This is a genomic window from Erwinia sp. S43 (assembly GCF_016624745.1).
In the GTDB taxonomy this organism is placed as follows: domain Bacteria; phylum Pseudomonadota; class Gammaproteobacteria; order Enterobacterales; family Enterobacteriaceae; genus Erwinia; species Erwinia coffeiphila.
In genome coordinates, this window is the sequence record NZ_JACVTX010000003.1 from 104,497 (window position 1) to 125,563 (window position 21,067).

Consider the following 21,067-nt stretch of genomic DNA (forward strand, 5'->3'; position numbering starts at 1 on the left):
GATCACTTAACGTGATGCCCGAATCTCAATTCCCGACAGGAGTGCTTAAAGGTGCTTTATGTAATTTACGCTGAAGATCACGCGGATTCTCTGGAAAAACGCACGGCGGTTCGCCCTGCCCACCTCGCTCGTTTGCAGCTTTTACGTGATGAAGGACGTTTGATCGTTGCCGGTCCGATGCCGGCTGTAGACAGTAATGAACCCGGCGTGGCTGGCTTTACCGGCTCAACGGTGATTGCCGAGTTTCCTTCGCTGGAAGCGGCTCAGTCCTGGGCTCAGGATGACCCTTACATCGCCGCCGGCGTGTATAAGCAGGTCGCCGTTAAGCCATTCAAAAAAGTGTTCTAAAACAACAATACGTTTTTAAATTCAGTTTATTACATTTACACCAGTGGGCAGTTCAACTTAAACGGTACACAAAAAAGTACACAAAGTTTTCTGCTCATTCCTCTTCCATTCTGGCAGCCATTCTCTCCCCAACAAAATTCCCTACGACGAGGCGATCGATGAAATCTACTTTGTTACTTGCCGCCTGCCTGCTTCCTGGCCTGGCTTATTCTGCGGAAGCCCTGCCGCCGGTGGTCAAAACCTTCAGCGATCAGCAGGGCATTAAAATCGTTAAAAAAATCGATGCGCCAGGCGGTCTGCAGGGCTGGGTGGGCCAGTATCAGGATATGGGCGTGTCGCTGTTTCTGACGCCCGACGGTAAGCACGTTATTTCCGGTTACCTGTATGACGACAAGGGGAAAAACCTCAGCGAAGGCTATTTCCAGCAGGCGATCTACGTTCCTATGGGCCGCGAGATGTGGAAAACGCTGAACGCGGCGCATCCGATCAAAGAAGGACCGGATTCCGCAGCCAGAAAGGTGATTGTTTTCGCCGATCCGTTCTGCCCTTACTGTAAGCAGTTCTGGTCTGCGGCTCAGCCGTGGGTGGATGCCGGTAAGGTGCAGCTGAATACGCTGCTGGTGGCGTTCCTCAACCCGCAGAGCGGCAGATATGCTACGGCAATACTCAACGCAGCGGACCCGGTACAGGCGTGGAAGGAGTACGAGCTGTCCGGTGGTAAAAAGCTGCCGAAGTTTGACGGTGCCACACCGCGTGAGACGTTTAATTTGCTCCAGCGACATCAGAAGCTGATGGACGATCTCGGTGCCAGCGCTACCCCGGCCATTTATTAGATGAATGATAAAAATGAGCTACAGCAGGTTGTGGGTATGCCTGATGAGAAACAGATGGCGGAGATGTTCGGGCCCAAACCCTGACGAGAGTGCGCGTTCGGGCAACCCGGGATAAGTCTGTGCCGGGTTGCCCGCTAAGCCGGAGGTGGGCCTGGCCTCACACGGTGTTCAACAGATGATGAACGGGAGAATCGCGCAAACGGCTTCACGCTGACAACCTGGCGTAAAGCATACCCCTATTGCCGGGATATGCTCTCTGGCAACAGGCCCCCCGGTCAGGGAATCTGGGTGATAAACAGAATTGAGCGACGCTGCTGCTGGCTCACCTGGTGACGGAAGGAGTGCATACGCCCGTAGCGGCGCGACTGCCCTTCTAACCAGCGCGCCCTGCGACGCTGAACCTGACGCATCATGCGCCAGCGCGCAACTTCATTTCTGCTCCGTTTCATTACACCCTCGGTCTGATATCTGTCGCTTCAAATGTAGCCAAAAATCTCGCGCAGTATTATAGACCTTTCTGCCCTGCTACCAGGTCCGATCTCTTTGCTGTTGAAAATTTCCTTAAAGGTTTCCAGAGCTGCCATCAACACGTAAACTTCCTCTTAACTCGAGCGTGAACAGGACTTCCACTTAATGACCACTTTTTACACCGTGATGAGCTGGCTGCTGGTTTTTGGATACTGGTTACTGATTGCCAGCGTCACGCTGCGCATTCTGATGAAGCGTCGCGCGGTGCCCTCTGCGATGGCATGGCTGCTGATTATTTATATCCTGCCGCTGGTCGGGATTATTGCCTACCTCTCATTTGGTGAACTGCATCTTGGCAAGCGCCGCGCTGAACGGGCACGAACCATGTGGCCATCAACCGCACGCTGGCTGAAAGAATTGAAGTCCAGTCAGCATATTTTCGCCGACAGCAACAGTGACGTTGCGCGATCGCTGTTTCAGCTGTGTGAAAATCGCCAGGGCATTGCCGGGGTAAAAGGCAATCAGCTTCAGCTGCTGACCAGCAGCGACGACACGATGAAGGCGCTGATCCGCGATATTCAGCTGGCCCGCCACAATATCGAGATGGTGTTTTATATCTGGCAGCCCGGCGGTATGGCGGATGAAGTGGCAGAATCACTGATGGCCGCCGCGCGACGTGGCGTACACTGCCGGCTGATGCTCGATTCCGCCGGCAGCGTGGCCTTTTTCCGCAGCCCGTGGGTGGCAATGATGCGCAACGCCGGGATCGATGTGGTGGAAGCGCTCAAGGTCAGCCTGCTGCGCGTATTCCTGCGCCGTATGGACCTGCGCCAGCATCGTAAAGTGGTGCTGATTGATAACTATATTGCCTATACCGGCAGCATGAACCTCGTCGATCCTCGCTTCTTTAAGCAGGATGCCGGGGTCGGTCAATGGGTGGACCTGATGGCGCGCATGGAGGGACCGGTGGCGACCACCATGGGCATCGTTTACTCCTGCGACTGGGAGATTGAAACCGGCAAGCGCATTCTGCCGCCGCCGCCGGACGGCAACATTATGCCGTTTGAGCAGGAGAGCGGCCACACCATACAGGTTGTCGCTTCCGGCCCCGGCTTCCCGGAGGATATGATCCACCAGGCGCTGCTGACCGCTATTTACTCGGCGCGGGAGCAGCTGGTGATGACCACGCCTTATCTGGTGCCCAGCGACGACCTGCTGCACGCCATCTGTACCGCCGCGTTTCGCGGGGTTGACGTCAGTATTATCGTTCCGCGCCACAACGATTCGATGCTGGTTGGCTGGGCGAGTCGTTCGTTCTTTAGCGAACTGCTGGAAGCGGGCGTTAAAATTTACCAGTTTGAAGGTGGGCTGCTGCATACCAAAAGCGTGCTGGTTGACGGTCAGCTAAGCCTGGTTGGCACGGTTAATCTGGATATGCGCAGCCTGTGGCTGAATTTTGAAATCACGCTGGTGATCGATGACGACGGTTTCGGCGGAGATCTGGCTCGCGTACAGGACGACTATATCGCCCGCTCCCGCCTGGTTGATGCCCAGCGCTGGTCGCGCCGTGCTTACTGGAAGCGTATCGTTGAACGACTGTTTTACTTCTTCAGTCCATTGCTGTAAAACGAGCGGAATTGAAATACGACATCGCCCGTCGGCGGAACAGGAAATAGTATGGATTTAAATAACCGTCTTACCGAAGATGAAACCCTGGAACAGGCTTATGATATTTTCCTTGAGCTGGCCGTGGATAATCTCGACCAGGCCGATGTGATTTTATTTAACCTGCAGTTTGAAGAACGCGGCGGCGCGGAGCTGTACGATCCTGCCGAAGACTGGGCTGAACACGTCGATTTTGACCTCAATCCTGACTTCTTCTCTGAGGTGGTGATCGGTCTTGGCGACGCTGATGGCGAACCGATTACTGACGTTTTCGCCCGAGTGCTGCTCTGCCGGGAGAAAGACCACAAGCTCTGCCACATTCTGTGGAAAGAGTAACACCGTCAAACGGCCCGATTTAATCGGGCTTTTTTTCGTCCCGATCTGCCGGCAGGTCCGAGCCACAGTTTTTGCAAAAATGCGCATCACTTTCATGCCCGGACTCCTTACAGTGCGAGCATATACGTTGTTTTCGCCGCCGCTGCATCACTTCGGTCATGTAAGAGCTCATCACCCCGGTCGGAATAGCGATCAGCGAGTAGCCCAGCAGGATCAATATCGATGAAACGATGCGGCCCAGTCCGGTATGCGGCGTGATATCCCCGTAGCCAACGGTGGTTAGCGTGACGGTCGCCCAGTAGAGCGAGACCGGCAGGCTGGTGAATCCGTGTTCAGGTCCTTCAATCACATACATCAGCCCACCAAACAGGCACAGCAGGATTATCAGCACGCCAAAAAACAGCATCAGCTTTTTACGTGCGCTGTACAGGCTGTCCCACATGACGCTGGCAGAGCCGATATAGCGCAGCAGTTTGATCAATCGCAACAGCCGCAGCACGCGAAGCAGGCGCAGGGCCATCATGTATTGCAGGGCGATTCCCGGCCATAAAAAGTAGATGTACAGCGGCAGCGCGGTAATCAAATCAACAACGCCAAAAAAACTGAACGCGTAGCGCAGCGGATGGCGTGAGGTTATCAGGCGCAGCAGATATTCGAGGCTAAAAATGGCGGTAAAGAGATACTCGAGCAGCATGAACAGTGAGATTTCAGCATCAGCCTTGACTATCACACCGGGTGTCCCGGACTCCACAAACACCAGTATCACGCTAATCAACGATGATAAAATCCAAAAACGTTCAGCGTAGTGACCGCTGCGGGTATGACTATCGAACAGCGCCGCATAAATTCGACCGCGCAGTCCCTGGCAGTAATCCGGCACACAACCTCCTGCAATCCTTTACGATGCGCTATTACTAGGGTCCTCCCGAGATAAGATCAAGCATTAAACCAGGGCGTAAAAAAAACCCGCATTGAAAGTTCAAAACGGGTTTTGATATGCAGAGGTCGGCGATCCCTTACATCGGATCAACCTTCAGACAGGACACCGCATGTCGGAAACTGCCCTCCAGCAGCGGCCGGGTTTGGGCACACTCCGGCCCGGCAATCGGACAGCGGGTGCGGAATACACAGCCCGAAGGCGGATTGATCGGCGACGGCAGCTCGCCGTCCAGCAGCTGGATGACTTTGTTTTTCTCCAGATCGGGATCGGGGATCGGCACGGCAGACATCAGCGCGCGAGTGTAGGGGTGCTGCGGATTCTGATAAACCTGGTCGTAAGTACCCAGCTCTACCGCGTGCCCTAAATACATCACCAGCACGCGATCGGAGATGTGTTTCACCACCGCCAGATCGTGAGCAATAAAGATCAGCGAAAGCCCCATTTCTCGCTGCAGCTGCTGCAGCAGGTTAACCACCTGTGCCTGAATTGATACATCCAGTGCCGATACCGGCTCGTCGCAGATTATCAGCTTCGGCTCAAGGATCAGCGCACGGGCAATACCGATACGCTGGCACTGACCGCCGGAGAACTCATGCGGGTAGCGGTTAATCAGGTTGGGCAGCAGCCCCACCTTCAGCATCATCGCCTTAACGCGATCCTTCACTTCCTGCCGCGCCATTTTCGGATGATAGGTGCGCAGCGGCTCAGCGATAATTTCGCCGATGGTCATGCGGGGATTCAGCGAGGCCAGCGGGTCCTGGAATATCATCTGAATGTCGCTGCGTGCTGCGCGCCATTCATCCGCCGTTTGCCCCAACAGGTCACGGCCCAGCCAGGCTACGCGGCCTTCGGTGGCTTTCACCAGCCCGATAATTGCCCGCGCCAGCGTCGATTTCCCGCAACCTGACTCACCCACCACGCCGAGGGTTTCCCCTTCGTACAGCCGTAAGCTGACGCCATCCACCGCCTTCAGCGTTTTTGGCGGCTGCCAGAACCATTGACGCCCATCTTTGATGTCGAAGTGCACCTTCAGATCGGCGATTTCCAGCAGGACTTTCTTTTCAGCAACCGTTGTCATACCAGCTCCTCCACCGGTTTGAAGCAGGCGCGCAGGCGCCCTTCACCAAATCCCGTCAGCGGCGGCGCAGTGCGGCAGATTTCCATCGCATGCGGGCAGCGAGGCTGGAACGGGCAGCCCTTCGGCAGGCGCAGCAGATTAGGTGGATTGCCAGGAATGGTCATCAGGGTATCGCCCTCTTCGCCATCGAGGCGCGGAACGGCATTCAGCAAACCAATCGAGTAAGGATGAGAAGGATGATAAAAGACATCGCGAGCGTTGCCGTATTCCATCGTGCGTCCGGCGTACATCACCAGTACCCGATCGCAGATCCCGGCCACCACCCCCAGATCGTGGGTGATCATAATAATCGCGGTATTAAACTCCCGCTTCAGCTCGTTTAACAGCGTCATGATCTGCGCCTGCACGGTCACATCCAGCGCGGTGGTTGGTTCATCTGCGATGAGCAGTTTTGGCCGGCACAGCAGCGCCATGGCAATCATCACGCGCTGGCGCATCCCACCGGAAAACTCATGCGGAAACATCTTCATACGCTTGCGCGCTTCCGGCATTTTTACCGCATCCAGCATCCGTACCGACTCTTCAAACGCCTGAGCGCTGCTCATGCCTTTATGCAGCTGTAACACTTCCATCAGCTGTTCACCCACGCGCATATACGGGTTCAGCGAGGTCATCGGGTCCTGAAATATCATCGCAATCTGCTCGGCGCGCAGCCGGTTCAGCTTCTTCTCCGGCAGATTGAGGATTTCATTACCGTCGAAGCGCGCCGATCCGCCGATCCGGCCATTGCTGGCCAGCAGCCCCATCAAGGCAAATGCGGTCTGCGATTTACCCGACCCGGACTCACCCACGATACCCAGCGTTTCTCCCGCGCGCAGCGAGAAATTAAGATCGTTGACCGCCGTAACATCGCCGTCCGGCGTGTTGAAGGTAACCCGAAGATCCTTAACGTCCAGCAGTGCCTCGCTCTGTCTGGCGGATGTTCTGACCGTTTCCAGTTCAATTACGCTCATAGTTATCTCCTTAGCGGTCTTTCGGGTCGAGGGCGTCACGCAGGCCATCGCCGATAAAGTTAAAACAGAACAGGGTGATCACCAGAAAACCGGCCGGATACAGCAGCAGCCACGGAGAAACCTCCATGGAGTTGGCACCGTCGCTCAGCAACGCGCCCCAGCTGCTCAGCGGTTCCTGGGTACCCAACCCGAGGAAGCTAAGGAACGATTCGAACAGGATCATGCTCGGCACCAGCAGCGAGGCGTACACCACCACCACGCCCAGCACGTTGGGGACGATATGACGCAATACAATATTCATGGTCGATACACCGCCGACCTGGGCTGCTTCAATAAACTCTTTGCGCTTCAGGCTGAGCGTCTGCCCGCGCACAATACGCGCCATATCCAGCCAGGAAACCATGCCGATAGCGACAAAGATCAGCAGAATATTCTGGCCGAACAGCGTCACCAGCAGGATCACGAAGAACATAAACGGGAAGGAGTTGAGGATTTCCAGCAGGCGCATCATTACCGAGTCGGTTTTTCCACCCAGGTAGCCCGCCAGCGTGCCGTAAAGCGTGCCGACCACCACCGCGACCAGCGCCGCGGCAATACCGACCATCAGAGAAATTCGCCCGCCGATAGCCACGCGTACCAGCAGATCGCGCCCCGAAGAGTCGGTACCAAAATAGTGGCCGCTGCTGAACTCCGGGGCCGCGGACATCATCGCCCAGTCGGTATCATCGTAGGTAAACTGCGACACCATGGGCGCGAAGGTGACGAACAGCGCGATCAGCACCAGCACAAACAGGCTGGCCACCGCCGCACGGTTATGAATAAATCGACGACGGGCATCCTGCCACAGGCTGCGCCCTTCGATTTCCAGCTTTTCAGTGAAATTTTCCAGAGCTTCGCTGTTTTTCTTACTTAAAATCATTTTCAGCCCCTGCTCAGTAACGAATTTTCGGATCGATAACGGCATACAGCACGTCAACGATCGCGTTAAACAGAATCGTCAGCGCGCCGACCAGAATAGTCAGGCTCAGTACCAGCGAATAGTCGCGGTTTAAGGCGCCGTTAACGAACAGCTGGCCGATACCCGGCAGACCGTAAATCGTTTCAATGACCATTGAACCGGTGATGATGCCGACAAACGCAGGGCCCAGGTATGAAAGTACCGGCAGCAGCGCGGGTTTGAGCGCGTGGCGCAGAATAATCCGACGCATCGGCAGGCCTTTGGCACGGGCCGTGCGAATAAAGTTTGAGTGGAGAACTTCAATCATCGACCCGCGGGTGATACGGGCGATGCTGGCGATATAGGCCAGCGACAGTGCGACCATCGGCAGGATCATATATTGCAGCGCCCCGCCGTTCCAGCCGCCTCCGGGCAGCCACTTCAGGGTTATTGAAAACAGCAGTACTAACAGCGGAGCCACCACGAAGCTGGGAATAACAATACCGGTCATCGCCACCCCCATCACCGCGTAATCCCATTTACTGTTCTGCTTCAGCGCCGCAATGACGCCCGCGGTCACGCCAAAGACCAGCGCCAGCAAAAATGCCGCAGCGCCCAGCTTGGCTGAAACCGGGAAGGAAGAGGCAACCAGATCGTTAACCGTGTAATCCTTATATTTAAAGGAAGGACCGAAATCGCCGTGCGCCAGCTGCTGAAGATAGTTGAGATACTGCTTCCACATCGGGTCGTTGAGGTGATATTTGGCTTCGATATTCGCCATGACTTCCGGTGTTAATGCGCGCTCGCCGGTAAACGGACTGCCGGGGGCAAGGCGCATCATAAAGAATGAGATGGTGATCAAAATAAACAGCGTTGGTATCGCTTCAAGGAAGCGACGGAAGATAAATTTTAACATTGCCCGTACCTGCTGGCTCTAAGCCGCAGAGGCGAACCTCTGCGGTGACATTGCTTTAAATGGGCAGCAGAACTGCCCGTCGTACTTAGTGTTTAATAATGTAGAGATCTTTATCGTGGCTGTTATCCAGCGGATCTTTGCCGGTGTAGCCGCCCACATAAGGCTTCACTAACCGCAGATTTTTATAGTAATAGACCGGAACAATAGCGGAGTCGGCATCGAGGATTTTTTCAGCCTGCGCGTAAACTTCGGCGCGTTTGCCCTCATCCCCGGCAGCCAGCGCCTGTGCCATCGCCTTATCGAACTCAGGATTCTTATAATGTGAGGTGTTGTTGCTGCTGTCCGACAGCATGGTATTCAGGAAGCTGGTTGGTTCATTATAGTCCGCGCACCAGGCCGCGCGCGCCACGTCGAAAGTGCCCTGATGGCGAGTATCCAGGAAGGTTTTCCACTCCTGGTTTTGCAGCTTCACGTTAACGCCCAGATTCTTCTTCCAGATGGATGCCGCAGCGATTGCCAGTTTTTTGTGCAGGTCGGAAGTGTTGTACAGCAGGTCAAAGGTCAGCGGCTTGTCGGCCGTGTAGCCCGCTTCGGCCAGCAGTTTCTTCGCTTCTTCATTACGTTTTTCCTGCGACCAGCCGAACCACTCAGGCGGCGTCAGCTTGATGCCATCGGTAAACGGCGGGGTGTAGCTGTAGGCCGGGTCTTCATCCTGCGCCTTCACTTTATTCACCATGATGTCGCGATCCAGGCCGAGTTTCAGTGCGGCACGTACGCGGGGATCGTTAAACGGTGGTTTCTGGTTGTTGATTTCGTAGTAGTAGGTGCAGAGGTACGGATCGGCATGAATTTCGCCCGGGATCTCTTTTTTCAGCTTCTGGTACAGTTCAATCGGCAGATAGTTGTAGGTCATATCGCTGCCGCCGCTGCGATAGCGGTTGGTATCGGTCACTTCGGAAGAGATCGGCAGGAAGGTAACCTGGTTCAGAATGGTATGGGCGTTATCCCAGTACTGCGGGTTACGTTCAACGACGATTCGCTCGTTAACCACCCACTCTTTCAGCTTGAAGGCGCCGTTGCCAACAAAGTTTGCGGGCTGGGTCCACTTATCACCAAATTTTTCTACCACCGGCTTATAAACCGGGGACATGGATGGGTGGATCAGCAGCTTGTAGAAATAAGGAACGGCATCGCTGAGGGTGACCTCCAGCGTATGATCGTCAATGGCTTTTACGCCCAGGGTGTCGGCAGGTTTTTTGCCGTCGATGATGTCATCAACATTAAGTAAATGACCGTATTGCAGGTAGCTGGCATAAGGTGAGGCAGTTTTCGGATCGGCCAGGCGCTGCCAGCTGTAGACGAAGTCCTGCGCGGTGACCGGCTCGCCGTTTGACCATTTGGCGTTATTGCGCAGGTGGAAGACCCACACTTTGCCACCCTCTTTGCTTTCCCATTTTTCCGCTACGCCGGGGATAATTTTGCCATCGGCGTCGTTAATCACCAGCCCTTCCAGCACGTCACGGTTAACGTTAGATTCCGGCACGCCTTCAATTTTGTGCGGGTCAAGGGATTGCAGTTCTGCGCCGTTACCGCGGATCAATTCCTGCTTGTCGGCCAGCTGCACGCCGGCGGGCACATTTGCCGCGAAGGCGGTACTGAGTGTCAGTGACCCCATAGCGGCCATGACACCCAGGGCGATAAGACTTTTCTTCGTGATGTTGGTCATTATTTACCTACTCCAGTTTTTAATATTACCTGCGGATCTTCGGCCCGCGGCGATAGCCCTGTATTCGGGAAACCTTGCCAAATGGCGGAACGACGCCTTTTGGTTTGTTGATAAATCAGTACTTCTTTCTGCTACCGCTTTGCGAAGCACTCCTGCGTTACCGCTCAGTCAGTCGGGCTGACGATCAGAACATCACATTGGCAATCTGCTGCTGTTCAGTTAAACCCTGCTGCCATCCCTCAAAGTTACGGCGTAATACACTGCACATCCGGTGCCAGTTTTTAACGTGTCACCTGAAAAATTATCAGAAGGGGTAAGTTTGCGCTAAAGCTAAATAGCAAAAATGTTAACCATTTCTACTTTATCATGATAAATCGCAGGGGTAATGAGTTATTACACATCAATAAATAATGAATAACTTACTGATTAATATAAACATATAATTAAAACAGACGCGAACGGGCGATAAACTGCACAATGCCTGTAAAAATCAATTTTATGTCGCAAAAAACCATCACTCCAGCAACAAATACTGCTATCAGTAACCAACTAAGCAGTACATACAACTGGATATGATAAAAATTTAAGGCAGATACAAATGTAATAAAAATCACACTTGTAATCGCAATACGTCGATGAAAATGCGTTTGCAGTAATTATATTAATAATTTGCACATCGATGTAAGCCAAATGAATAAATGCCGTAAAATGGGGCGCAAAAAAACGAAAATGCACCAAATTAGTGCATTTGTTTTATCTCACACGTAAAAAAAGCGCACAATGTGCGCCTTAATGTTTTTATTTCAGGATGAAATCATCTCAGACGATTCAGCTGGTTAAACCCGGGAACAGTGACCGGATACCGGTAACCACAAACTCAATGCCCAGCGCCATCAACAACAGCCCCATGATACGTGTGACCACGTTAATGCCGGTCTGGCCCAGTACACGGACCATGATCGGTGCAGCGCGGAATAACAGCCAACAGCAGAAGGCGAACAGCGCAATCGCCAGCGAGAAGCCCAGCAGATTCTGCCAACTGTGATAGCGGGTGCTCCAGACGATAGTGGAGCTGATCGCACCAGGCCCTGCCATCAGCGGCAGCGCCAGCGGTACTACGCCGATACTTTCCCGGTTGGCCGTTTCGGATTTCTCCTGCTTGTTCTGCTTATCTTCCCCCAGCTTACCGCTGATCATCGACATGGCGATGGTGACGACCAGGATGCCGCCCGCGATACGGAATGAATCAATGGAAATGCCGAAAATATGCAGTATACCGTCGCCTAAAAACAGCGCGGTCCACAGAATAATCGCTACGGAGACGTTGGCAGTAAGATTGGTTTTATTCCTTGCCGCAGCAACCTGATAACTCGTCATGCTGATAAACACCGGGATGATGCCGATGGGATTGACCAGCGCAAACAGGCCGACAAAGAATTTGATGTAACCTGACAGATCTAATAGTGCTGAATTCACCCTGCTCTCCTGTGGGCGTCATGATGGCGCTAATGTAATAGAATTCATCCGCACTGACCATCCTGCCTCTCGTGATAATCACCCGAAGTTTTCGCTTAAAACGGATAAATAAACTCGCTGTTACCGGAATGTTTAGAGCATTATTTCATTGTTAAATCTTGTCATAACTTAATGCGCATAAGTTGAGGAAAAGCACAATTCCACACAAGCTGAAAGGTGTCAGCTTGCAAGAAAGATGATCTAAATCATCATTTTTCTTAGCGACTCCCGTTATGCTCAATGTCATCAGAAGGAGCTGATAACGCACCGAAAGTGACAGTCTGTTTTAAGATGCATTGAGACTCTGTCAGTAAACCATTAGAACGTTTTTCGCATTATCGCAAGCCCGTGTCCGGCAGCAGCAGCGTCGATGACTATACTTGCAAGTTCTGACTTGTTTACTAATAGAGTTTAACTTCCTCAGGAGAGCATTTATGGCCGTTACTAATGTTGCTGAACTTAACGCACTGGTTGAACGTGTTAAAAAGGCACAGCGTGAATACGCCAATTTCACTCAAGAACAAGTAGACAAAATCTTCCGCGCTGCCGCTCTGGCCGCTGCCGATGCCCGAATTCCACTGGCTAAAATGGCCGTCGCGGAATCCGGTATGGGTATCGTTGAAGATAAGGTGATTAAAAACCACTTCGCTTCCGAATATATCTATAACGCCTACAAAGATGAAAAAACCTGCGGCGTTCTGGCCACCGACGACACCTTCGGCACCATCACCATCGCTGAACCTATCGGCATTATCTGTGGTATCGTTCCAACCACTAACCCTACTTCTACTGCGATTTTCAAAGCGCTGATTAGTCTGAAAACCCGCAACGGTATTATCTTCTCCCCGCATCCGCGCGCCAAAGACGCCACTAATAAAGCCGCCGATATCGTTCTGCAGGCCGCCATTGCCGCCGGTGCGCCGAAAGACATTATTGGCTGGATCGACGCACCTTCCGTCGACCTGTCAAACCAGCTGATGCATCACCCGGATATCAACCTGATTCTTGCTACCGGTGGTCCAGGCATGGTGAAAGCGGCCTACAGCTCTGGTAAACCCGCTATCGGCGTGGGTGCCGGTAATACACCGGTCGTGGTTGATGAAACGGCAGATATTAAACGTGCGGTTGCGTCAATTTTAATGTCAAAAACCTTCGATAACGGCGTGATCTGTGCATCTGAACAGTCGGTGATTGTCGTTGACAGCGTTTATGATGCGCTTCGCGAGCGGTTCGCCAGCCACGGCGGCTACCTGTTGCAGGGTAAAGAACTGAAGGCCGTGCAGGATATGATCCTGAAAAACGGCGCGCTTAACGCGGCTATCGTTGGTCAGCCAGCGGTAAAAATTGCCGAGATGGCTGGCTTAACCGTTCCGGCGAGTACCAAAATTCTGATTGGCGAAGTCAAACTGGTTGACGAGTCCGAACCGTTTGCCCACGAAAAACTGTCCCCTACGCTGGCTATGTACCGGGCCAAAGACTTTGCCGACGCGGTTGATAAAGCCGAGAAGCTGGTCGCGATGGGCGGTATCGGCCACACCTCCTGTCTGTACACCGACCAGGACAACCAGTCTGAGCGCGTCAATTACTTTGGCGACAAAATGAAAACCGCGCGTATTCTGATTAACACACCGGCTTCACAGGGTGGTATCGGTGACCTGTATAACTTCAAACTGGCACCGTCACTGACGCTGGGCTGTGGTTCATGGGGTGGTAACTCCATTTCTGAAAACGTCGGACCTAAACATCTGATTAACAAGAAAACCGTGGCCAAGCGAGCTGAAAATATGTTGTGGCATAAACTTCCTAAGTCTATCTACTTCCGCCGCGGTTCGCTGCCTATTGCCCTTGAAGAAGTGGCCACCGACGGCTACAAACGCGCGTTTATCGTTACCGACCGCTTCCTGTTCAACAACGGGTATGCCGACCAGATTATCCGCGTGCTGAAGTCACACGGCGTGGAAACCGACGTGTTCTTCGAAGTTGAAGCCGACCCAACGCTGAGCATCGTGCGTAAAGGCGCGGAGAAGATGAACTCCTTCAAACCTGACGTGATTATCGCGCTGGGCGGCGGTTCACCGATGGATGCAGCGAAGATTATGTGGGTGATGTACGAACATCCGGAAACCCACTTCGAAGAGCTGGCACTGCGCTTTATGGATATCCGTAAACGCATCTACAAGTTCCCGAAAATGGGCGTCAAAGCCAAAATGGTAGCGATCACCACCACATCGGGTACCGGTTCAGAAGTCACGCCGTTCGCCGTCGTAACCGACGATGCCACCGGCCAGAAATATCCACTGGCGGACTACGCCCTCACCCCGGATATGGCGATTGTTGATGCCAACCTGGTGATGGATATGCCGAAATCACTTTGTGCCTTCGGTGGACTGGATGCCGTGACCCACTCGCTGGAAGCGTATGTTTCCGTCATGGCGAACGAATTCTCCGACGGTCAGGCGCTGCAGGCACTGAAACTGCTGCAGGAAAACCTGCCTACCAGCTATCGTGACGGGGCCAAAAACCCGGTAGCGCGTGAGCGCGTTCACAACGCCGCCACTATCGCCGGTATCGCCTTCGCCAACGCCTTCCTTGGTGTCTGTCACTCAATGGCTCACAAGCTGGGCTCGGAGTTCCACATTCCACACGGTCTGGCCAATGCGCTGCTGATTTGTAATGTGATTCGCTATAACGCTAACGATAACCCAACCAAACAGACGGCCTTCAGCCAGTATGACCGTCCGCAGGCACGCCGCCGCTACGCGGAGATTGCCGACCATCTGGATCTCAGCGCAGCGGGCGACCGTACCGCGCAGAAAATTGAGAAGCTGCTGGCCTGGCTGGAAGAGATGAAAGCCGCCCTGGGCATTCCGAAGTCAATTCGCGAAGCTGGCGTTCAGGAAGCCGATTTCCTGGCGAAAGTGGATAAACTGGCTGAAGATGCTTTTGATGACCAGTGTACCGGCGCCAACCCGCGCTATCCGTTAATTGCTGAGCTGAAGCAGATTATGATGGATACATTCTACGGTCGCGCATTTACTGAGTCTGAGAATGCGGCAACCGAGGCCGTGCAGGAAACCGAAATCAAAAAGGTTGAAAAACGCGCAAAGAAGTAACAGCGCACTAGCGGATATAGTACTACAGTAAGAAACAATGCCGGTTACTTTACGTAACCGGCATTATTTTTAGCGTTCATAAATAGTTTGCCAGGCAGAACGGTTAGGTTGTCTTAACCTCGCCCAGGAATATTCTCAAGCCGGAAAATTAAGCGGATTTATCCTTCTGTGCCATGCTGATTACCAAAAATAGCACGAGAGGAACCGGTTTCCAGCGCTTCGTAGTAGTGCTTGCGGCAGACGGAAACATAACTTTCATTTCCGCCTACCTGTACCTGCGCCCCCTCTTTAAACGGCTTGCCTTGTTCATTCAGGCGCAGAACCATCCCGGCTTTTCTGCCACAGTGACAGACGGTTTTTAATTCCACCAGCTTATCAGCCCATGCCAGCAGGTACTGGCTGCCGCTAAACAATTCACCCTGAAAATCAGTACGTAACCCGTAGCAAAGCACGGGGATATCCAGCAGGTCGACAACGTCGGCCAGCTCTTTGACCTGAGCACGTGTAAGAAACTGGCTTTCATCGAGCAAGACACAGTGAACGGGTTCGAGAAGGCTTTCAGCCTTAATTTCACTAAATAGTGAAGTCTCGTTACTATAAAGTCTGGCCGGAGAAGAGAGGCCAATTCGTGAGCCAATCCGCCCCGTGCCGAAACGATTATCAAATTCAGCGGTATACACCATCGTACGCATTCCGCGCTCTTGATAATTATAAGAAGACTGCAACAAAGCCGTGGATTTACCGGCGTTCATCGCCGAATAATAGAAATAAAGTTGAGCCATCGGCCCTTACTCCGCAGGTCATAAATGATGCGCGAAGTGTAGCATAATCTTTGCGTTTTGATGGTAATAAGCTAATTATTATTAGGGGTTTAACTGCTATGTACGCCTGTTGGTTTGATAGCCGATATCGATTTTATTTCTGCCGCAATCGATAATCACCCGGCTTTTAAACTGTATAATATGTGTCTATTAGTTGTTTTCTATTCCTCAGACAATTAGCTATTGCAGTTCGCTATCGTCACTACTATTATTATCGGGCAAGAAGTATTCCTATCAATATAAATTAGAGAAGTGGACAATGAGCGAAGCACTTAAAATTCTGAACAACATCCGTACGCTGCGTGCGCAGGCAAGAGAATGCAGCCTGGAAACTCTGGAAGAAATGCTGGAGAAACTGGAAGTTGTGGTTAATGAGCGCCGCGATGAAGAAAATCAGGCGCAGGCCGAAGTTGAAGAACGCACTCGCAAACTGCAGCAATATCGCGATATGCTGATCGCTGACGGCATTGACCCGAACGAATTACTTTCCAGCCTTGCAGCGGCCAAAGCACCAGGTAAATCTAAGCGTGCGGCGCGCCCGGCGAAATATCAGTATGTTGAAGAGAACGGCGAAACGAAAACCTGGACCGGCCAAGGCCGCACCCCGGCAGTAATCAAGAAAGCAATCGAAGAACAAGGTAAGCAGCTGGACGATTTCCTGCTGTAATTTCTCTTAGAGTCCGCCTCTAATACGCACACAGTGTGTGCGTTTATTTAGTTTTATTTTTTATCACCAGGCATCAGTAAAAAAGGAAGCGTAAGCTTCCTTTTTTTTATTCATCATCAAACCTGATAAAAGTCTCTGTACCACGCGACAAAGCGCGCAACGCCCTCCGCCACTGCGGTCTGCGGCTTATAGCCGATTGCCTTGTACAGCGCGCTGGTATCCGCGCTGGTATCCAGTACATCACCCGGCTGCATCGGTAGCATGTTCTTCGTTGCCGTCTGCCCGAGCGCATTCTCCAGCGCTTTTATATAGTCCATTAACATCACAGGATGGCTGTTGCCGATATTGTAGACCCGATAAGGTGCTGAACTGCTGGCCGGGTTTCCTGTTTCAACCGTCCAGTTTTCATCGCGCTGGGGAATAATGTCCTGCAGGCGCAGGATAGATTCGGCAATATCGTCGATGTAGGTAAAGTCCCGACGCATTTCGCCATTATTATAAACGTCGATACTTTCACCCGCGAGAATAGCGCGAGTGAACTTAAACAACGCCATATCCGGGCGTCCCCAGGGGCCATAGACGGTAAAGAAACGCAGTCCGGTGGTAGGAATACCGTACAGATGAGAATAGGTATGGGACATCAGCTCATTGGCTTTTTTGGTTGCCGCATACAGCGATACAGGATGGTCAACGGAATCATCCGTAGAGAATGGCAGTTTACGATTCAGGCCATATACCGAGCTGGAAGAGGCATACAGTAAATGCTCAACCTGGTTATGGCGACAGCCTTCAAGAATATTTAAATGACCGATAAGATTCGCGTCTGCGTACGCCAGGGGATTTTCCAGTGAATAACGCACGCCGGCCTGGGCGGCAAGGTGAATTACGCGCTGGAAACGCTGCTCACGAAACAGACTGGCAATACCTTCCCTGTCGGCAAGATCAATTTTTATAAAGGTAAATTCGGGATGGTTGTTAACCAGTTCGAGGCGAGATTTTTTCAGATTAACATCGTAATAATCATTCAGGTTATCGATACCGATAACCTGGTGACCGGCATCAAGCAGGCGTTGAGTGACATGAAAGCCAATAAATCCTGCTGCGCCGGTAACCAGATATTTCATACTTGCCTCTTCAATTATGCAATGTTTAGAGATGCTCCGCGGCCGATTGCATAATAGACAAAACCGCGTTTGCTGATTCTTTCTGGATCATACAGGTTACGACCATCAAAAATCACGGCTTCTTTTAGGGCATCTTTAATCACATCAAAATCAGGTGCGCGGAAGTTCTGCCACTCGGTGCAGATGACCAGGCCATCGGCACCCTGCAACGCCGCTTCTTTGGTGCCCATCAGCTTCAGATCGCTGCGGTGACCGTAGATGCGCTGTGCTTCATCCATCGCTTCCGGGTCGAACGCCTGTACGGTCGCCCCTGCCTGCCACAGTGCTTCCATCAGCACGCGGCTTGACGCTTCACGCATATCATCGGTGTTAGGCTTAAATGACAGGCCCCACAGAGCGAAGGTTTTGCCCTCAAGGTTGTCACCGAAGTGATGCTTAATAAAGGTCGGCAGCTTGTTCTTCTGCGAATCGTTCACGTCTTCTACCGCCTGCAGCAGACGCGGCGTGTAGCCAATCTGCTCGGCAGTACGGATCAGCGCCTGAACATCTTTCGGGAAGCAGGAACCACCGTAGCCGCAGCCAGGATAGATAAAGGAGTAACCGATACGTGAATCAGAACCAATCCCCTGACGTACTTTCTCAACGTCTGCGCCCAGACGCTCGGCCAGGTTGGAGATTTCATTCATAAAGCTGATTTTGGTTGCCAGCATGCAGTTTGCCGCATACTTGGTCAGCTCAGCACTGCGAATATCCATCAGGATCATACGGTCATGGTTGCGGTTGAATGGCTCATAGAGCTCACGCAGCAGCTCAACAACTTCATCGTTGTCGGTACCAATAACAATACGCTCAGGACGCATACAGTCGTTGACTGCCGCACCCTCTTTCAGGAATTCCGGGTTAGACACGACATCAAAGGTCAGTTCAACACCGCGTCCTTTCAGCGTTTCTTCCATTACCTGACGCACGCGGTCGGCGGTGCCTACCGGTACGGTGGATTTATCCAGCACCACTTTGTGTGAAGTCATGTGCTGGGCGATAGTCCGCGCCACGGCAGTGACATACTTCAGGTCGGCAGAACCGTCTTCATCCGGCGGCGTTCCCACGGCGATAAACTGCATCACACCGTGATTCACCCCTTCCTCGGCGTTCGTGGAGAACTTCAGGCGACCGGCCTCATAGTTCTGCATCACCAGCGGAGTCAGCCCTGGCTCAAAAATTGGAATCTGACCTTTCTTAAGATTCTCGACCTTATTTGCGTCAACATCGATGCAGAGAACGTCATGTCCAACTTCTGCCAGAACAGCAGCCTGCACCAGTCCGACGTAACCGATACCAAATACGGTGACTTTCATTGTGTTGTCCCGGTTATAATGAAATTATTTTTTACTGCCTACGGTGCTTTCCAGCCACGCTTTGAAATCACTGCCCAGCGTGTTGTGGCGAACACCGTACTCAACGAAGGCCTGCATGTAACCCAGTTTGTTACCGCAGTCATGGCTGACGCCTTTCAGGTGATAGGCTTCAACGGTTTCTTTTTCCATCAGCATAGCGATAGAGTCGGTCAGCTGGATCTCATCACCGGCACCCGGAGGGGTTTTCGCCAGCAGCGGCCAGATGTCCGCAGACAGCACGTAACGACCCACTACCGCCAGATTAGACGGTGCCTGATCGGCTTTCGGCTTCTCAACCACGCCTACCATCGGCGCGCTCTCACCGGCTTTCAGTTCCGCACCTTTACAGTCAACAACACCGTAGGCGGTCACGTCAGCAACCGGTTCAACCATAATCTGGCTGTGGCCGGTTTCATCGAAGCGGCGGATCATATCGGCCAGGTTATCCTTAGACAGATCGGATTCGTACTCGTCCAGAATCACGTCCGGCAGGATCACTGCAACCGGTTCGTTGCCCACCACTGGCCATGCGCACATCACCGCATGTCCCAGACCTTTTGCCAGACCCTGACGAACCTGCATAATGGTCACGTGCGGTGGGCAAATTGACTGGATCTCTTCCAGCAGCTGGCGCTTAACGCGTTTTTCCAGCATGGCTTCCAATTCGAAGCTGGTGTCAAAGTGGTTTTCAATGGAGTTCTTAGAAGAGTGCGTAACCAGCACAATTTCATTAATTCCTGCCGCGATACACTCGTTAACGACATACTGAATTAACGGCTTATCAACCAGCGGCAGCATCTCTTTAGGGATCGCTTTGGTTGCTGGCAACATACGTGTTCCCAAACCTGCAACCGGGATTACCGCTTTTTTGACTTTAGAATTATGGGCAGACATCAAAATACCTCTCATTTAGGCCGTTCAAGTTATTACTTGATATGTCGAGTTTAAAAACAGAGTGAGTATACCAGTTAGACCCGCGTGGATTTATCCTGGTAAATTCATTTATGCAAAAATTAAGACTATTACCCAAGTGTAAAGCTTATCGATGCCTCTGTCTTGCCGGGCGAATAGAAAGGAGCGTGACTGGTTAATCCGTACTCAGCATTAATCTCAGCCGGCCACCAGCGCCCCACACCTGGCACTGCCAGGCATCACAACGCTGGCTGATTTGATTAAGATGTGTACTGCCCAGCGTACCGAGCGGTACGCCGTTACTGAGTTGAATTTGCTGGCTGTGGATACTGAGCGCGGCATTCAGTCCGGCGGAAACCAGAATCAGATTTTTCAGGTCGCGGTTATAATAACCAACCAGTAAAGGAAATTGTCCTTCCAGATTAACCTGTCGTAATAATTGATTAACCTGAGTAAGCAATCCGCTTAACTCCGGCAAGCGCTGAGACTGGCCGGACAATTGCTCCTGAAGCAGGCCATTAAATAATGCACGTAATAACAGTGCGGCCAGCACACCATTATCTCCGGCACGGGTCACATCCAGACAATAAAATGCCAGATCTTTCTCCGATAGTGCCGCCACATCAAGAACCAGCCCCGGCTGTTCGGCCATCGTCAGCTGCCGATAGTTTATGCGGCAGTGGGCAATGGTTTGCTGGACCGGCGGCTGCAGCTGCTGCAGGAGTTTAGCTGCGGCAGAAGGGTCACGGACCAGCGCATCCCAGTCCTGGAACAGCTGTTCATCTTCTTCGACTTTCGAGGAAAACATTGAGGGATAGAGGCACTCAAAAACCACTTCGCGCAGCCGGGCCAGATCTTTAACCGGCTTCAGCAACACATCCTGCACACCCAGCCGCAGTACTTTGGCAATATCTGACATGTTCTCCGTGGCGGAAATCACCAGAATTGGCAACGTCTGGCCTTTACTACGCAGTTGGCCAACCAGCGTCAGCCCATCCATATGCGGCATGGCAAGATCACAAATCATCATATCAGGCGTGCTGCGTTGCAGATGTTCCAGAGCCTGAACGCCGTCATCTGCCAGGCTTATCTGCGCGCCGAGTGAGCTGAGGAAGTTATCAAGCAGGGAGCGGAAAACAACTTCGTCCTCAACGATGAGAATGCGTTTTCCACTTAACGGTTTTTCCATTGTTCTCCCCAGCAAGACAGATACCTCAATAGTGGTCTATAAATCGCAGATTTGCCTCTCTGAAATGGCTAT

General features: G+C 52.4%; 18 protein-coding genes and 1 pseudogene. 6 read left to right on the top strand and 13 right to left on the bottom strand.

Features of this window, described 5'->3' with window-relative positions; translation table 11 throughout:
* The first annotated feature begins 51 nt into the window (after window positions 1-51).
* Window positions 52-348: a YciI family protein gene (locus IBT47_RS04665; protein WP_105595214.1), complete on the top strand. Its 297-nt coding sequence runs from the start codon at window positions 52-54 to the stop codon at window positions 346-348.
* Between the two features lie 158 nt (window positions 349-506).
* Window positions 507-1,265: pseudogene (gene dsbG / locus IBT47_RS04670) on the top strand (thiol:disulfide interchange protein DsbG).
* A 191-nt stretch (window positions 1,266-1,456) separates the two neighbouring features.
* Here dsbG and IBT47_RS04675 read toward each other — a convergent pair.
* Window positions 1,457-1,630, bottom strand: a complete 174-nt coding sequence (locus tag IBT47_RS04675) for a YciY family protein (protein ID WP_146114199.1) — start codon at window positions 1,628-1,630, stop codon at window positions 1,457-1,459.
* A 184-nt stretch (window positions 1,631-1,814) separates the two neighbouring features.
* On the opposite strand from IBT47_RS04675, the gene cls reads away from it, so the two are divergent.
* On the top strand, window positions 1,815-3,275 hold the full coding sequence (gene cls / locus IBT47_RS04680) for a cardiolipin synthase (protein WP_105595216.1): 1,461 nt from the start codon (window positions 1,815-1,817) through the stop codon (window positions 3,273-3,275).
* A 51-nt stretch (window positions 3,276-3,326) separates the two neighbouring features.
* Window positions 3,327-3,650 carry an HI1450 family dsDNA-mimic protein gene (locus IBT47_RS04685; protein WP_105595217.1) on the top strand — a complete coding sequence of 108 codons (324 nt, stop codon included), beginning with the start codon at window positions 3,327-3,329 and terminating at the stop codon, window positions 3,648-3,650.
* A 19-nt stretch (window positions 3,651-3,669) separates the two neighbouring features.
* Here the strand turns inward: IBT47_RS04685 and IBT47_RS04690 are convergent, their stop codons facing one another.
* The 7 genes from IBT47_RS04690 to IBT47_RS04720 all read right to left on the bottom strand — a co-directional run bounded on the left by IBT47_RS04690 (window position 3,670) and on the right by IBT47_RS04720 (window position 11,736).
* Window positions 3,670-4,530 (bottom strand): ion transporter, encoded by an 861-nt coding sequence (locus IBT47_RS04690; RefSeq protein ID WP_200559608.1) that lies wholly within the window; start codon window positions 4,528-4,530, stop codon window positions 3,670-3,672.
* 136 nt (window positions 4,531-4,666) lie between these two features.
* Window positions 4,667-5,668, bottom strand: coding sequence for a murein tripeptide/oligopeptide ABC transporter ATP binding protein OppF (gene oppF / locus IBT47_RS04695; RefSeq protein WP_200543792.1), 1,002 nt, complete (start codon window positions 5,666-5,668; stop codon window positions 4,667-4,669).
* Window positions 5,665-6,681, bottom strand: coding sequence for an ABC transporter ATP-binding protein (locus tag IBT47_RS04700; RefSeq protein WP_200559609.1), 1,017 nt, complete (start codon window positions 6,679-6,681; stop codon window positions 5,665-5,667). The genes oppF and IBT47_RS04700 overlap by 4 nt, the downstream gene beginning before the upstream one ends.
* 10 nt (window positions 6,682-6,691) lie before the next feature.
* Window positions 6,692-7,600 carry an oligopeptide ABC transporter permease OppC gene (gene oppC / locus IBT47_RS04705; RefSeq protein ID WP_200559610.1) on the bottom strand — a complete coding sequence of 303 codons (909 nt, stop codon included), beginning with the start codon at window positions 7,598-7,600 and terminating at the stop codon, window positions 6,692-6,694.
* Window positions 7,601-7,613: 13 nt separating this feature from the next.
* The gene (gene oppB, locus IBT47_RS04710) at window positions 7,614-8,534 is read right to left on the bottom strand and encodes an oligopeptide ABC transporter permease OppB (RefSeq protein WP_105595222.1); all 921 of its coding nucleotides are present in this window, start codon (window positions 8,532-8,534) and stop codon (window positions 7,614-7,616) included.
* Window positions 8,535-8,619: 85 nt separating this feature from the next.
* Window positions 8,620-10,260 carry an oligopeptide ABC transporter substrate-binding protein OppA gene (gene oppA / locus IBT47_RS04715; protein ID WP_200543796.1) on the bottom strand — a complete coding sequence of 547 codons (1,641 nt, stop codon included), beginning with the start codon at window positions 10,258-10,260 and terminating at the stop codon, window positions 8,620-8,622.
* Window positions 10,261-11,088: 828 nt separating this feature from the next.
* Window positions 11,089-11,736 carry a YchE family NAAT transporter gene (locus IBT47_RS04720; protein ID WP_105595224.1) on the bottom strand — a complete coding sequence of 216 codons (648 nt, stop codon included), beginning with the start codon at window positions 11,734-11,736 and terminating at the stop codon, window positions 11,089-11,091.
* Between the two features lie 473 nt (window positions 11,737-12,209).
* Between IBT47_RS04720 and adhE the strand changes: the two genes are divergently transcribed.
* Window positions 12,210-14,888 (top strand): bifunctional acetaldehyde-CoA/alcohol dehydrogenase, encoded by a 2,679-nt coding sequence (gene adhE / locus IBT47_RS04725; RefSeq protein ID WP_200559611.1) that lies wholly within the window; start codon window positions 12,210-12,212, stop codon window positions 14,886-14,888.
* A gap of 158 nt (window positions 14,889-15,046) precedes the next feature.
* Here the strand turns inward: adhE and IBT47_RS04730 are convergent, their stop codons facing one another.
* On the bottom strand, window positions 15,047-15,670 hold the full coding sequence (locus tag IBT47_RS04730; RefSeq protein ID WP_200559612.1) for a thymidine kinase: 624 nt from the start codon (window positions 15,668-15,670) through the stop codon (window positions 15,047-15,049).
* A gap of 298 nt (window positions 15,671-15,968) precedes the next feature.
* Between IBT47_RS04730 and hns the strand changes: the two genes are divergently transcribed.
* Window positions 15,969-16,376 carry a histone-like nucleoid-structuring protein H-NS gene (gene hns, locus IBT47_RS04735; RefSeq protein WP_105595227.1) on the top strand — a complete coding sequence of 136 codons (408 nt, stop codon included), beginning with the start codon at window positions 15,969-15,971 and terminating at the stop codon, window positions 16,374-16,376.
* 116 nt (window positions 16,377-16,492) lie between these two features.
* On the opposite strand, the gene IBT47_RS04740 is transcribed toward hns, so the two are convergent.
* From IBT47_RS04740 to rssB, 4 genes are all read right to left on the bottom strand, one after another.
* Entirely contained in the window at window positions 16,493-17,500 is a 1,008-nt protein-coding gene (locus tag IBT47_RS04740; protein WP_200559613.1) for an NAD-dependent epimerase, read from the bottom strand.
* A gap of 14 nt (window positions 17,501-17,514) precedes the next feature.
* Window positions 17,515-18,855 carry a UDP-glucose/GDP-mannose dehydrogenase family protein gene (locus IBT47_RS04745; RefSeq protein WP_200543804.1) on the bottom strand — a complete coding sequence of 447 codons (1,341 nt, stop codon included), beginning with the start codon at window positions 18,853-18,855 and terminating at the stop codon, window positions 17,515-17,517.
* A 24-nt stretch (window positions 18,856-18,879) separates the two neighbouring features.
* On the bottom strand, window positions 18,880-19,788 hold the full coding sequence (gene galU, locus IBT47_RS04750; RefSeq protein WP_105595230.1) for a UTP--glucose-1-phosphate uridylyltransferase GalU: 909 nt from the start codon (window positions 19,786-19,788) through the stop codon (window positions 18,880-18,882).
* Window positions 19,789-19,981: 193 nt separating this feature from the next.
* Window positions 19,982-20,995 carry a two-component system response regulator RssB gene (gene rssB / locus IBT47_RS04755; RefSeq protein ID WP_105595231.1) on the bottom strand — a complete coding sequence of 338 codons (1,014 nt, stop codon included), beginning with the start codon at window positions 20,993-20,995 and terminating at the stop codon, window positions 19,982-19,984.
* Window positions 20,996-21,067 lie beyond the last annotated feature (72 nt).